The organism is Pseudomonas sp. IT-P258, from assembly GCF_949767825.1.
Classification (GTDB): Bacteria; Pseudomonadota; Gammaproteobacteria; order Pseudomonadales; family Pseudomonadaceae; genus Aquipseudomonas; species Aquipseudomonas monachiensis.
On the sequence record NZ_CATKPU010000043.1, the window covers coordinates 119554 to 132245 of the forward strand.

The 12692-nt window shown below is 59.8% G+C and carries 12 protein-coding genes; 5 read left to right on the forward strand and 7 right to left on the reverse strand.

Annotation, left to right across the window (positions count from 1 at the left end; all coding sequences use genetic code 11):
* Positions 1 to 73: 73 nt before the first annotated feature.
* A complete protein-coding gene (locus tag ACM6G4_RS16435; protein ID WP_056726920.1) occupies positions 74 to 457 on the reverse strand; it encodes a PaaI family thioesterase in 384 nt (127 codons plus the stop codon).
* Positions 457 to 2781, reverse strand: a complete 2325-nt coding sequence (locus ACM6G4_RS16440) for a Tex family protein (RefSeq protein ID WP_056726919.1) — start codon at positions 2779 to 2781, stop codon at positions 457 to 459. Before ACM6G4_RS16440 ends, ACM6G4_RS16435 begins: the two co-directional genes overlap by 1 nt.
* A gap of 359 nt (positions 2782 to 3140) precedes the next feature.
* Here ACM6G4_RS16440 and ompR point away from each other — a divergent pair, with 359 nt between their 5' ends.
* Together ompR and ACM6G4_RS16450 are read left to right on the forward strand one after the other, a co-directional pair.
* Entirely contained in the window at positions 3141 to 3881 is a 741-nt protein-coding gene (ompR, locus tag ACM6G4_RS16445) for a two-component system response regulator OmpR (protein ID WP_056726918.1), read from the forward strand.
* A gap of 115 nt (positions 3882 to 3996) precedes the next feature.
* The gene (locus ACM6G4_RS16450) at positions 3997 to 5310 is read left to right on the forward strand and encodes an ATP-binding protein (protein ID WP_056726917.1); all 1314 of its coding nucleotides are present in this window, start codon (positions 3997 to 3999) and stop codon (positions 5308 to 5310) included.
* Between the two features lie 178 nt (positions 5311 to 5488).
* Here ACM6G4_RS16450 and rimK read toward each other — a convergent pair whose 3' ends face one another.
* Positions 5489 to 6394: a 30S ribosomal protein S6--L-glutamate ligase gene (gene rimK, locus ACM6G4_RS16455; protein WP_007972871.1), complete on the reverse strand. Its 906-nt coding sequence runs from the start codon at positions 6392 to 6394 to the stop codon at positions 5489 to 5491.
* On the reverse strand, positions 6391 to 6852 hold the full coding sequence (locus ACM6G4_RS16460) for an ATP-dependent zinc protease (RefSeq protein ID WP_080925313.1): 462 nt from the start codon (positions 6850 to 6852) through the stop codon (positions 6391 to 6393). Before ACM6G4_RS16460 ends, rimK begins: the two co-directional genes overlap by 4 nt.
* A gap of 234 nt (positions 6853 to 7086) precedes the next feature.
* Between ACM6G4_RS16460 and ACM6G4_RS16465 the strand changes: the two genes are divergently transcribed.
* The 3 genes from ACM6G4_RS16465 (at position 7087) to ACM6G4_RS16475 (ending at position 10481) form a co-directional block, all read left to right on the forward strand.
* Positions 7087 to 7494, forward strand: coding sequence for an RNA-binding S4 domain-containing protein (locus ACM6G4_RS16465; RefSeq protein ID WP_008045331.1), 408 nt, complete (start codon positions 7087 to 7089; stop codon positions 7492 to 7494).
* Positions 7495 to 7856: 362 nt separating this feature from the next.
* Positions 7857 to 8759 carry an Hsp33 family molecular chaperone HslO gene (gene hslO, locus ACM6G4_RS16470; RefSeq protein ID WP_414914119.1) on the forward strand — a complete coding sequence of 301 codons (903 nt, stop codon included), beginning with the start codon at positions 7857 to 7859 and terminating at the stop codon, positions 8757 to 8759.
* A gap of 180 nt (positions 8760 to 8939) precedes the next feature.
* Positions 8940 to 10481, forward strand: coding sequence for a phosphoenolpyruvate carboxykinase (locus ACM6G4_RS16475; protein WP_223541933.1), 1542 nt, complete (start codon positions 8940 to 8942; stop codon positions 10479 to 10481).
* 58 nt (positions 10482 to 10539) lie between these two features.
* On the opposite strand, the gene ACM6G4_RS16480 is transcribed toward ACM6G4_RS16475, so the two are convergent.
* Genes ACM6G4_RS16480 through ACM6G4_RS16490 form a run of 3 tightly spaced genes read right to left on the reverse strand, consistent with a single transcriptional unit; the run spans position 10540 to position 12655 of the window.
* Complete coding sequence (locus ACM6G4_RS16480; RefSeq protein ID WP_414914120.1) at positions 10540 to 10893, reverse strand: DUF1493 family protein; 354 nt, start codon at positions 10891 to 10893, stop codon at positions 10540 to 10542.
* A complete protein-coding gene (locus tag ACM6G4_RS16485) occupies positions 10890 to 12167 on the reverse strand; it encodes a type II toxin-antitoxin system HipA family toxin (RefSeq protein ID WP_414914121.1) in 1278 nt (425 codons plus the stop codon). The genes ACM6G4_RS16480 and ACM6G4_RS16485 overlap by 4 nt, the downstream gene beginning before the upstream one ends.
* Entirely contained in the window at positions 12164 to 12655 is a 492-nt protein-coding gene (locus ACM6G4_RS16490; protein ID WP_095942253.1) for a helix-turn-helix domain-containing protein, read from the reverse strand. Before ACM6G4_RS16490 ends, ACM6G4_RS16485 begins: the two co-directional genes overlap by 4 nt.
* Between the last annotated feature and the right edge of the window lie 37 nt (positions 12656 to 12692).

Below are 12692 nucleotides of genomic sequence, written 5' to 3' on the forward strand. Positions count from 1 at the left end.
CACCGCCTTCGCGAGCAAGCCCGCTCCCACAGGTTGCGTTCTGCTGAAATTAACTCAAATCGATAACGAGTAGCTACAGGACAGCGAACGTGCCTTGTGCTTTTGCGACCAGTTTGTCGCCCTGCACCACATCGGCCTCGACCACCAATGTGCGGCGACCCGGGTGGATCACCCGCGCCGTGCACATCACCTCGCCGTCAGAGACGGCGCGGATGTAGTTGATCTTGCACTCGATGGTCGCGCTCTGCTGGTCAAAGCCGTGGGTGCTGGAACAGGCCAGCCCCATGGCAATGTCCACCAGGCTGAACAAGGCCCCGCCGTGCAGCTTGCCGCCGCGATTGCGCAGCTCGGGTTCCAGCGCCAGGGCGACTTGCGCCACCCCGGTTTCCAGACTGTGCAAGCGGCAGCCCAACAGCTTGAAAAACGCGCTTTCGGTCAGCCCGGCGGGAATGTCCATCAGCGTTTCTTCAACTGCTTGGCATTGGCGAACAACGAAGCCATGGCATTGTTGCTCGGTGCTGCCGCCGTGGTTTCCTTGCGCGGTGCGGTGTTCTGGGACTGGCGTGGCGCCGACCCCGGACGCGCGCCGCGAGCGCCGTCGATTTTCTCGCCCGGGGTGTCGCTCATGCGCATCGACAGGCCCACGCGTTTGCGCGGGATGTCGACTTCCATGACCTTCACTTTCACCACGTCACCGGCCTTCACCGCTTCCCGTGGATCCTTGATGAACTTCTCCGAAAGTGCGGAGATGTGCACCAAACCGTCCTGATGCACGCCGATATCGACGAAGGCACCGAAGTTGGTCACGTTGGTCACCACGCCTTCGAGGATCATGCCCAGTTGCAGGTCCTTGAGGTCTTCGACGCCTTCCTGGAACTCGGCGGTCTTGAACTCGGGACGCGGGTCACGCCCAGGCTTTTCAAGCTCCTGGAGGATGTCGGTCACGGTCGGCAGACCGAAGGTTTCATCGGTGTACTTCTTCGGATCGAGACGCTTGAGGAACGCGGCATCGCCGATCAGCGAGCGGATGTCACGCTCGGTTTCAGCGGCGATGCGCTGAACCAGCGGATAGGCTTCCGGGTGAACCGCCGACGAATCCAGCGGGTTTTCGCCATTCATGACGCGCAGGAATCCGGCGGCTTGTTCGAAGGTTTTCTCGCCCAGGCGCGCGACTTTCTTCAGCGCTGCGCGGGTCTTGAACGCGCCATGCTCGTCGCGATGGCTGACGATGTTCTGCGCCAGGGTCGCGTTGAGGCCGGAGATCCGTGCCAGCAGCGCTACGGAAGCCGTGTTCACGTCGACACCGACGGCGTTCACGCAGTCTTCGACAACCGCATCCAGGCCACGGGCCAGTTTCAGTTGCGACACGTCGTGCTGGTACTGGCCGACACCGATGGATTTCGGGTCGATCTTCACCAGCTCAGCCAACGGGTCTTGCAGGCGACGGGCAATCGACACGGCGCCACGGATCGACACGTCGAGGTCCGGGAATTCCTTGGAGGCCAGCTCCGACGCCGAGTAAACCGATGCACCGGCCTCGGAAACCATGACCTTGGTCATCTTCATGGCCGGGTATTTTTTGATCAGTTCAGCGGCCAGCTTGTCGGTCTCGCGGCTGGCGGTACCGTTGCCGATGGCGATCAGGTCCACCGAGTGCTTGGCGCACAGGGCGGCGAGCACGGCGAGAGTCTGGTCCCACTTGTTGTGTGGCACGTGCGGGTAAACCGTTGCGTGATCCAGCAGTTTGCCGGTGGAGTCGACCACGGCGACCTTGCAACCGGTGCGCAGGCCCGGGTCGAGACCCAAAGTGGCGCGCGGGCCGGCCGGGGCCGACAGCAGCAGGTCGTGCAGGTTGTGGGCGAACACGTTGATCGCCTCGGTTTCCGCGCCATCGCGCAGCTCGCCCAGCAGATCGGTTTCCAGGTGGGTGTAGAGCTTGACCTTCCAGGTCCAGCGCACCACTTCGCCCAGCCATTTGTCGGCGGCGCGGTTCTGGTTCTGGATGCCGAATTGCTGGCCGATCATGCCTTCGCACGGGTGCATGGTGCCTGGCAGTTCGTCGCCGACTTTCAGCGCGGAGCTGAGGATGCCTTCGTTACGGCCACGGAAAATCGCCAGCGCGCGGTGCGACGGCATGCTTTTGAGCGGTTCGTCGTGTTCGAAATAGTCGCGGAACTTGGCGCCTTCCTCTTCCTTGCCGGCGATCACTCGGGCACTGAGGGTGGCTTCCTGCTTCAGGTAATTGCGCAGCTTGTCCAGCAGGCCCGCGTCTTCGGCGAAGCGTTCCATGAGGATGTACTTGGCGCCTTCGAGGGCCGCCTTCACATCGGCCACGCCTTTTTCCGCATCGATAAAGCGTGCGGCTTCGGTTTCCGGGCTCAGGGACGGGTCGTTGAACAGGCCGTCGGCCAGCTCGCCGAGGCCGGCTTCCAGGGCGATCTGGCCCTTGGTGCGGCGCTTCTGCTTGTACGGCAGGTACAAGTCTTCGAGACGGGTCTTGGTGTCGGCGAGCTTGATGTCGCGCTCAAGTTGCGGGGTCAGCTTGCCCTGCTCCTGGATGCTGGCGAGGATGCTGATACGCCGTTCGTCGAGTTCTCGCAGGTAGCGCAGGCGCTCTTCCAGATGACGCAATTGCGTATCGTCGAGGCTGCCGGTCACTTCTTTCCGGTAACGGGCGATGAAGGGAACGGTAGAGCCTTCATCGAGTAGCGCGACGGCCGCTTCGACCTGTTGTGGGCGTACACCGAGTTCCTCGGCGATGCGGCTGTTGATGCTGTCCATAAAACCACCTGACAAATTGTGAAAGCAGGCTCGCAGGCGCCGGGATAGGGCCTGGGCGAGTCTGGTTGAGCGGCCTGGCCTGCGCCGCTACCTGGATCAAAAGGTATCCCGTTGACCCGTGAAATCGAACAATTACTGCCGGCGCCATGAAAAAAATGGTGTCGGTCTGTAGTACCTGTCTGATGTTGCCTGACACAAAAGGCCGCGCATTATAACCAGCGTTCCGGCATTCGGGGACATCGCGGGTGCAGGTGCAATGGCCGGTTTTCTGGCGCTAGAGGAAAAATCTGCTAACAATGAACACGGTGCGTATAACGGCAGCTACGCCATAATGCGTGCCGAGATCAAAGGAGCATCCAATGAGCAGCACTGCACAAACTGCTGAAGGCGAAAAAATTCTTATCGTTGACGACGATCCGGGGCTCAGCAGCCTGCTGGAGCGTTTTTTCGTCAGCAAAGGCTACCGCGCCCGCGCCGTACCGAACACCGAGCAAATGGATCGCCTGCTGGCGCGCGAAGTGTTCAACCTGGTCGTCCTCGACCTGATGTTGCCCGGCGAGGACGGCCTGACTGCCTGCCGCCGCCTGCGCAACGCGAACAACCAGATTCCGATCATCATGCTCACCGCCAAGGGCGACGAGCTGAGCCGCATCAAGGGCCTGGAGCTGGGTGCCGACGATTACCTGGCCAAGCCGTTCAACCCCGATGAACTGATGGCTCGCGTCAAGGCGGTATTGCGTCGCCAGTCGGCTCCAGTGCCTGGCGCCCCGGGCAGCGAAGACGAAAGCGTGACCTTCGGTGACTACGAATTGTCCCTGGCCACCCGCGAGCTCAAGCGCGGCGAAGAAGTGCACATGCTTACCACCGGTGAGTTCGCTGTACTCAAGGCCCTGGTGATGAACGCCCGTCAACCGCTGACCCGCGACAAGTTGATGAACCTGGCCCGTGGTCGCGAGTGGGATGCCCTGGAGCGTTCCATCGATGTGCAGATCTCCCGTCTGCGCCGGATGATCGAGCCCGATCCGTCCAAACCGCGTTACATCCAGACTGTCTGGGGCGTGGGTTACGTGTTTGTACCGGATGGTGCCGCCACCAAGTGATTGGCGATTTGTAGGAGCGGGTCACGCGGACAGCGGATCAATCGATCCTGTCCGCAGACTCGCGACCCGCAATATGCGAGCATCGCTCGCTCCTGCAAGTGTTTAACGGTTATCCATGAAAACCCCCGTTTGGTTCCCCCAGAGCTTCTTCTCCCGCACCCTTTGGCTGGTGCTCATCGTCGTACTCTTCTCCAAGGCACTGACCCTGGTTTATCTGCTGATGAACGAAGACGTGCTGGTGGACCGCCAGTACAGCCACGGTGTCGCCCTGACGCTGCGCGCCTATTGGGCGGCCGATGAAGAAAACCGCGGCAAGATTGCCGAGGCCGCGACCTTGATCCGGGTAGTGGGTGCCGGCGTGCCGGAAGGCGAACAGCACTGGCCTTACAGCGAGATCTACCAGCGGCAGATGCAAGCGGAGCTGGGTGCCGACACTGAAGTCCGGCTGCGCATGCATTCGCCACCGGCGCTTTGGGTCCGGGCGCCAAGCCTGGGCGATGGCTGGCTGAAAGTACCGCTTTATCCCCATCCGTTGCGCGGCCAGAAAATCTGGAACGTGCTGGGCTGGTTCCTCGCGATTGGCCTGCTGTCCACCGCTTCGGCCTGGATCTTTGTCAGCCAGCTCAATCAACCTTTGAAGCGTCTGGTGTATGCCGCGCGGCAACTCGGCCAGGGCCGTAGCGTGCGCCTGCCAATCAGCGATACACCGAGTGAGATGACCGAGGTTTACCGCGCCTTCAACCAGATGGCCGAAGACGTCGAGCAGGCCGGTCGCGAGCGTGAACTGATGCTGGCCGGAGTGTCCCACGACTTGCGCACGCCGTTGACCCGCTTGCGCCTGTCCCTGGAATTGATGGGCGATCACACCGACCTGACCGACGACATGGTGCGCGACATCGAAGACATGGACGCGATTCTCGATCAGTTCCTGGCGTTCATTCGTGACGGGCGCGACGAGTCGGTGGAAGAGGTTGACCTGAGCGAGCTGGTCCGTGAAGTTGCCGCGCCGTTTAACCAGACCGAAGAAAAAGTGCGATTGCGCCTGGAGCCTATCCAGCCGTTTCCGCTGCGTCGGGTATCGATGAAGCGGCTGCTGAACAACCTGATCGGCAACGCGCTGCATCATGCCGGAAGCGGTGTAGAGGTGGCGGCGTATGTGTCCGGGGACACCAGCGCACCGTATGTAGTGCTGAGTGTCATGGACCGTGGCGCCGGGATCGACCCTTCGGAGCTGGAGGCGATTTTCAATCCGTTCACCCGCGGTGATCGTGCCCGGGGTGGCAAGGGTACCGGGTTGGGATTGGCAATCGTGAAGCGGATTGCTTCGATGCATGGCGGCAACGTTGAGCTGCGCAACCGCTCGGGCGGAGGGCTGGAAGCGCGGGTGCGGTTGCCGTTGGGGTTGATGCTGCCGCGGGATGCCGTTTAGCAAACACAGAGGCCTTTGTGGCGAGGGAGCTTGCTCCCGTTCGGCTGCGCAGCAGCCGCAAAACCAGACAACCGTGTCTGAAGTACAAGAACACGATTGTGAGATTTGGGAGGTCCTTCGGTCTGGAGCGCCAGCCCGGTCCAACGGGAGCAAGCTCCCTCGCCACAGTAGATGAGCCTCAGCCCTTCCCTTTGGTCCGGGTCATATTCGGCCCGCCATTCTTCTCCAGATGTTCAATGATGATCCCCGCCACATTCTTCCCGGTGGTGGTCTCAATCCCCTCAAGCCCTGGCGACGAGTTCACTTCCATCACCAACGGCCCGTGATTGGAGCGCAGGATGTCGACGCCTGCCACCGCCAGCCCCATGACCTTCGCCGCACGCAACGCCGTCATGCGCTCTTCCGGGGTGATCTTGATCAGGCTCGCGCTGCCACCGCGATGAAGGTTGGAGCGGAATTCGCCGGGTTTGGCCTGGCGCTTCATCGCTGCAATCACCTTGTCGCCGACGACGAAGCAGCGAATGTCCGCACCACCGGCTTCCTTGATGTACTCCTGAACCATGATGTTCTGCTTGAGGCCCATGAACGCCTCGATCACCGATTCCGCGGCCGTGGCGGTTTCGCACAGCACCACGCCGATGCCCTGGGTGCCTTCCAGCACCTTGATCACCAACGGCGCGCCGTTGACCATTTCGATCAGGTCGGGAATGTCATCGGGGGAGTGGGCAAACCCGGTCACCGGCAAGCCGATCCCGCGACGGGACAACAATTGCAGTGAACGCAGCTTGTCCCGGGAACGGGCAATGGCCACCGATTCGTTGAGCGGAAATACCCCCATCATTTCGAACTGGCGCAACACTGCGCAGCCATAAAAGGTCACGGATGCGCCGATCCGTGGAATCACCGCATCGAAACCCTCCAGCGGTTTGCCGCGGTAGTGGATCTGCGGCTTGTGACTGGCGATGTTCATGTAGGCGCGCAAGGTGTCGACCACCACCATTTCATGGCCACGCTCGGTGCCGGCTTCGACCAGACGACGGGTGGAATACAGACGCGGATTCCGCGACAGCACAGCGATCTTCATGCAACACCTGTGGAGGAGGTAGATACCGGGAACACCGGCTTGTCTTGTACATACTTGATGCCCGGATTGACCACCAACTGGCCGTGGATCAGGGCTTTGGAACCGAGCAACAGGCGATAACGCATGGACTTGCGGCAGGCGAGCGTGAACTCGACCCGCCAGACCCGATCACCAAGGGCCAGGGTGGTGCTGATCACGTATCGCACCTGCGCGTGACCGTTTGAGCTTTTAATGGTTTTCATCGTCACCAACGGAGCTTCGCAGCGTCGGTGGCGCAGTTGTACGACGGAACCCAGGTGGGCGGTAAAACGCACCCACTGCTCACCATCGCGCTCGAACGGCTCGATTTCGGTGGCGTGGAGGCTTGAGGTGCTGGCACCGGTGTCGATTTTTGCCCGAAGGCCGGCGACTCCCAAATCCGGGAGCGCCACCCACTCGCGCAGACCGACAACGGTCAAATGGTCAAATGTCTTCAATAGTGCTCAACCGGTAGAAACCGCTCGGGCCGCATGCGGCCGGATTCGCGGTATTCACGCAGAATAATGATTAAAAGGCGACAGATATCTACGGCCCGGATTTCCAGCCTCCCAGGGAGGTTATGGAATGTCGGCATTGTAATCCGAGCCGGTGAAATTCTTGGTACGTCAGAAACGGTAGTACAGTTCACCAATATTTCAGAATGAGGAAATTCCATGGCACAAAAAAACGAAGAGGACGACAAAGTCCGCCTCGATAAATGGTTGTGGGCTGCACGATTCTACAAAACCCGCGCCCTGGCCAAGGCAGCGATTGAAAGCGGCAAGGTGCATTGCCGGGGCGAACGCTGCAAGCCGGGTAAAGAGCCACGAATCGGCGATGAGTTCGTGATTCGCACCGGTTTCGAGGAGCGCACGGTGGTAGTCCTGGCACTGTCGATCGTTCGTCGCGGCGCACCGCAGGCGCAAACCTTGTATGCCGAGACCCTGGCCAGCATCGCCAAGCGCGAAGAGGCTGCGGCGCAAAGAAAGGCCGGAGCCCTGGGCGTGAGCACCGACGGTAAGCCGAGCAAGAAGCAGCGGCGGGATTTGTTCAAGTTTCGTGGCAGCAGTAACGACGACTGATACAGATATTGCTCGGGCGAGTGCCGCGCACTCGCCAGTTTCACCGCGCCTTCGGGCCCAGACTTGCAATTGACCCGGTGCGCATCCATATCTGTGCCTGGCCAGCAGTGCATTGCATGGACGATATCGCCGCTCGTCGAAAATCACACACAGTCTCTGACCTGTAGGCCATAACCACATTGCCAGCAGTGCAGGGCGGGAAGCGACCCGGAACCCATCAGCGCTTGTTCCACCTTGCTTGGATCAGGCCCGGATTGTTCATAAAATGCCTTTCATGGCTGAACGTTGCGCACCCGAGGGGTGGCGCAAGGTCAATTTCCTGTTTCCTGTAACCATTTTCACTACTTCAGATACCCAGACCTATGACCGATCACGCGGATAACGACTTCACCCAACGCTTCATCTTCGATGACAGCGACACCCGTGGCGAGCTGGTCTCGTTGGAGCTCAGCTACGCCGAAGTCCTGGCCAAACACGCCTACCCGCAGCCGGTTGCGCAACTGCTCGGCGAGCTGATGGCGGCCGCGTCGTTGCTGGTTGGCACGATGAAGTTCGATGGCTTGCTGATTCTGCAGGCCCGTTCCGAAGGCCCGATCCCGCTGCTGATGATCGAGTGCTCCAGCGAGCGCGACATCCGTGGTCTGGCCCGTTACGACGCGGACCGCATCGCTGCCGATGCAACCCTGGCCGACCTGATGCCGGACGGCGTGCTGGCATTGACCATCGACCCGAAACAGGGCCAGCGCTACCAGGGCATCGTCGACCTCGACGGCGCCACCCTGTCCGAATGCTTCACCAACTACTTCGTCATGTCCCAGCAAGTCGGCACGCGTTTCTGGCTGTACGCCGATGGCCGTCGCGCCCGTGGCCTGTTGCTGCAACAACTGCCTGCCGACCGTTTGAAAGACGAAGACGAACGCGCCGCCAGCTGGCAGCACATCACCACCCTGGGCGGTACGCTGACCGCCGATGAGCTGTTGAGCCTGGACAACGAAACCGTGCTGCATCGCTTGTATCACGACGAGCAGGTGCGTCTGTTCGATGTGCAGAAGCTGCGCTTCCGTTGCAGTTGCTCGCGCGAACGATCGGCCAATGCGCTGGTCAGTCTGGGTATGGAAGACGCGCAGCAACTGGTGGTCGAACACGGTGGCAACATCGAAATCGATTGCCAGTTCTGCAATCAGCGCTACCTGTTTGACGCGGCCGATGTCACTCAATTGTTCGCCGGCGCGGGTATCGAGACGCCGTCAGATACCCGTCACTAAAACGATTCAGCGCAGGTAAATTCACTGCCTTGTGCCGGATTAACGCCGTTACGACAGGAGGGGCCTACTCTTTTTGGGCTTTTCTGGCATAATCCGGCCCACTTTTTTCGCGGTAGTAGTGCACGACTTTCTACTACAAAAACGTTTGGAGCACTCGGCCACTGGCCGACGGGGAACCTCATGACGCAAGCCAACAATGCCGTGTACACCGATCTGAGTGTTGATGATCTGGTTAAAGAAGCCCTCAATCGCGGTGAAGGCGAGCTTGCCGATACCGGCGCACTGGTTGTTCGTACCGGTCACCGTACCGGCCGTTCGCCAGTCGACCGTTTCATCGTTGAAGAGCCAAGCACCCAGGCCGCCATCGCCTGGGGCCCGATCAACCGCAAGTTCCCGGCCGACAAGTTCGACGCCCTGTGGGCTCGCGTTGAGGCATTCAACAACGCGCAAGAGCATTTCGTTTCCCACGTGCATGTAGGTGCGGCTTCCGAGCACTACCTGGCCGTGAAGATGACCACCCAGACTGCCTGGCAGAACCTGTTCGGCCGTTGCCTGTTCATCAACCCGGCTCAGTACAACCCGGCGGGTCGTGACGAGTGGCAGGTCCTCAACGTTGCCAACTTCGAGTGCGTGCCAGAGCGTGACGGCACCAACTCCGACGGCTGCGTGATCCTCAACTTCGCACAGAAGAAAGTGCTGATCGCCGGCATGCGTTACGCCGGTGAAATGAAGAAAGCCATGTTCTCGGTGCAGAACTTCCTGCTGCCGGCTGCCGACGTACTGCCAATGCACTGCGCCGCCAACATCGGCGAAGAAGGCGACGTGACCCTGTTCTTCGGTCTGTCCGGTACCGGCAAGACCACCCTGTCGGCCGACGAAAGCCGTTACCTGATCGGTGACGACGAGCACGGCTGGGGCGAAGGCGTCGTGTTCAACATCGAAGGCGGTTGCTATGCCAAGTGCATCGACCTGTCCGAGAAGAACGAGCCGGTTATCTGGAAAGCCATCAAGCACGGCGCGGTACTGGAAAACGTCGTTATCGACGATGCCAAGCACGCCGACTACGCCGATGTCAGCCTGACCCAGAACAGCCGCGCCGCCTACCCGCTGGAGCACGTTGCCAAGCGCTCCGAGAAGAACCTCGGTGGCGAGCCGAACGCTGTGATCTTCCTGACCTGCGACCTGACCGGCGTGCTGCCGCCAGTGTCGATCCTCAACGAAGAACAAGCGGCTTACCACTTCCTGTCCGGTTACACCGCTCTGGTCGGTTCGACCGAAATGGGTTCGGGCAGCGGCATCAAGTCGACCTTCTCCACCTGTTTCGGCGCACCGTTCTTCCCGCGTCCGGCCGGCGAATACGCTGAGCTGCTGATCAAGCGCATCCGCGGCTTCGGTTCCAAGGTCTACCTGGTCAACACCGGCTGGACCGGCGGTGGCTACGGCGTCGGCAAACGCTTCAACATCCCGACCACCCGTGCCGTGATCGCAGCGATCCAGAGCGGCGCGCTGATCGGTGCCGAGACCGAGCACCTGGACACCATCAACCTCGACGTGCCAGTGGCCGTACCGGGCGTTGAGACTGGCCTGCTGAACCCACGCAACACCTGGGCTGACAAGCCATCCTACGACGAGGCCGCCAAAGCACTGGCCGGCCTGTTCATCGAGAACTTCAAGAAGTTCGAAGTGAGCGACGCGATCAAGGCTGCGGGTCCAAAGTTGTAAGTTTTGGATTGAAGTAATGAAAAAGCCGCCCTTCGGGGCGGCTTTTTTGTTCGCGTCGTTACAGGCCTTCCAGCTCCTGCGTGTCCCAGCGTTCGGCCTTGATGGCCCGGTAGAGCATGCCGATGGTCAATGGCACCTTCTCGCCGCGACCCTTGGCTTTTCGCTTTAGATTCACGTCAAAGCCTTCGGGCTGAAAATAGCGATAACTGTCGAAATCCACGAAATCGATGGCGAAGTGGTCTTCCAGGGTTTCGATCAAATTCCGGGCGTCTGCACCGTTGCAGCCCAGGTCGAAATTGATCGAGGTGCCGAGGTTGATGGTTTTGCGTTCGGGGAAGCCGAGTTCTTCATGCAGCAATTGCATGAGTTGCTGCATCAAGTCGTCGTCGGGGAGGTTGGGGGCGAGGTTCATGACGTAGGCTCCGCTAATCGAAATGCAGGCGCCATATTATCCTGCTCACGTTTCGATAGCCCCAGTGCCCCCGCTAGTGTTGGCCATTGGCTGACAACTTCTTTGAAGCTGTCGATGATGTTTTCTGCATCCGCACGACTGACCCGAAAATACTCTGCCACTTCCCGGGCCAGCTCCAGATCCAGTGCGTTATCGGTATCGGTGATGTTGAGCTTCAAGCCGTCGGCATAGGCCACCGGGTTCATGTCATAGGCGGCAGACAATCGCCATCCACGACCCGGATCGAGGATAAAGCCATGGTTACGCAGGTGATCGTCGCTGTTGGAGACCAGGATGTTGAACACAATCCGAGACCACAATTCCCGTAAGTCTGCTTTGGTTTCCGAGCCGTGCTCCATGAGCACTTCAGCCAACTCAAGGTAGCTCGCGCCGACTGAGGCATCGTCACCGTCAATGCGATCAGTCATGGTCATGCCTGAGGCAAAGTGCAGTCGGCCACCCCGTTCAGTGCGGTCGAAGCGCTTGACCATGAAGCAGTGATGATCACTGGCATAGCGTCGGGCGATACCGGTCGCGACTCGCAGACCACAATGATTGGCCAAGGCATTCACCACCAGTTCCCAAGCGCCAATGTCATAGTCATCGCGGGTGCTGGGGAACTTGGCAATCCACAAGTGACCCTGCTCGTCTGCAACGCTGGCCTTGGGGCGGGCGCCACCCAGTGAGCCTCCAGGTGCGATCAGCATTCTCAGCCACTCGCGGCCATCGAGTGAGGTGTTGTCCGGATCGTTTTCCAAAGCGCGGCTTGCTTGCTCCAATGCCCGCAACTCAATGAAGGGTGGGGCGGCCACGCCATCACGATCATCGAGAAAGTTGCCTTGGTCATTGAGTTTGTAGCGGATCGCACCGACCCGATAGAGGTCATGTACGCCTAACAGGAAATCTGACTCGTGGAGCTTGCTGCCTTTGGCAGCCAGGCCGTCGCGGATATCGCGTTCCAGTCGTCGCTTCATCAGTAATTGACCCCACCGATCCGGGCTTGAATCAGCGAACACGCCAAATCGGTTTTGATGTTGCCCCGGGAACTGACGACCTTCATAGAGCCCGATTCGAGGGTCCAGGGGTGTGAAGTTCAACTCGGGATCTGCCAGCGCAGCCTTGTCGTACTCAAATTCGAAGACTTCTGTGGAGCGGGCCTTTCGGGCATGCAGGAAGCCGAGACGTCTGGGTCCACTCAAGGACTCCCAATCGGCATACACCGCAATCTGAGTCATTTCTCACCTGTCGTGGACTTGGTTTTTTTCTTGGTCAATAGATTGGAAAGCGAGTGGGTGTTGAAGGGGTAGTCAGCGGATAGATCTGCTGTGGTGGCACTTTCAATCACTCCAGTGCCTTTTTCAGGTATTGGAGCATTTTTTTTCAATGCACTCGTTCTGCGTGCTCGCTGGCTTGAGCCTGTGGCGGAGGTGGTCCTGGATTTCAGTTGCGCGTCCTGCAGTTGACGGCCCACTTCATCGGATGCCGCGAGTTTGCTCAAGTCTTTTTCCAGACCCAGAACTTGCATGACAGACAGGTAGGCTCCGATGGTCACCCCTGACCCACCTGACTCCAGGGAGCGCAAAGTTGTCAGTGACATGCCCGCCCTCTCGGCGACTTGTTTAGCCGTGAGTTTGCGGCGCAGGCGAGCGAGTTTCAGTCGCTCGCCGAACTCGAAAAGTAGTCTGGAAGCGGCGGGCAAGAGTGGAGCTGTCTTCTTGGCCATATGCCAATATTCCTTCATTAAGGCGCTATAACTGCCA

Coding starts and splice junctions, on each gene's coding strand:
- ACM6G4_RS16450 (WP_056726917.1), top strand. CDS start 3,997: ATGAAAACCCCCGTTTGGTTCCCCCAGAGCTTCTTCTCCCGCACCCTT.
- ACM6G4_RS16490 (WP_095942253.1), bottom strand. CDS start 12,655: ATGGCCAAGAAGACAGCTCCACTCTTGCCCGCCGCTTCCAGACTACTT.
- ompR (WP_056726918.1), top strand. CDS start 3,141: ATGAGCAGCACTGCACAAACTGCTGAAGGCGAAAAAATTCTTATCGTT.
- ACM6G4_RS16465 (WP_008045331.1), top strand. CDS start 7,087: ATGGCACAAAAAAACGAAGAGGACGACAAAGTCCGCCTCGATAAATGG.
- ACM6G4_RS16485 (WP_414914121.1), bottom strand. CDS start 12,167: ATGACTCAGATTGCGGTGTATGCCGATTGGGAGTCCTTGAGTGGACCC.
- rimK (WP_007972871.1), bottom strand. CDS start 6,394: ATGAAGATCGCTGTGCTGTCGCGGAATCCGCGTCTGTATTCCACCCGT.
- ACM6G4_RS16440 (WP_056726919.1), bottom strand. CDS start 2,781: ATGGACAGCATCAACAGCCGCATCGCCGAGGAACTCGGTGTACGCCCA.
- ACM6G4_RS16435 (WP_056726920.1), bottom strand. CDS start 457: ATGGACATTCCCGCCGGGCTGACCGAAAGCGCGTTTTTCAAGCTGTTG.
- ACM6G4_RS16475 (WP_223541933.1), top strand. CDS start 8,940: ATGACGCAAGCCAACAATGCCGTGTACACCGATCTGAGTGTTGATGAT.
- hslO (WP_414914119.1), top strand. CDS start 7,857: ATGACCGATCACGCGGATAACGACTTCACCCAACGCTTCATCTTCGAT.
- ACM6G4_RS16480 (WP_414914120.1), bottom strand. CDS start 10,893: ATGAACCTCGCCCCCAACCTCCCCGACGACGACTTGATGCAGCAACTC.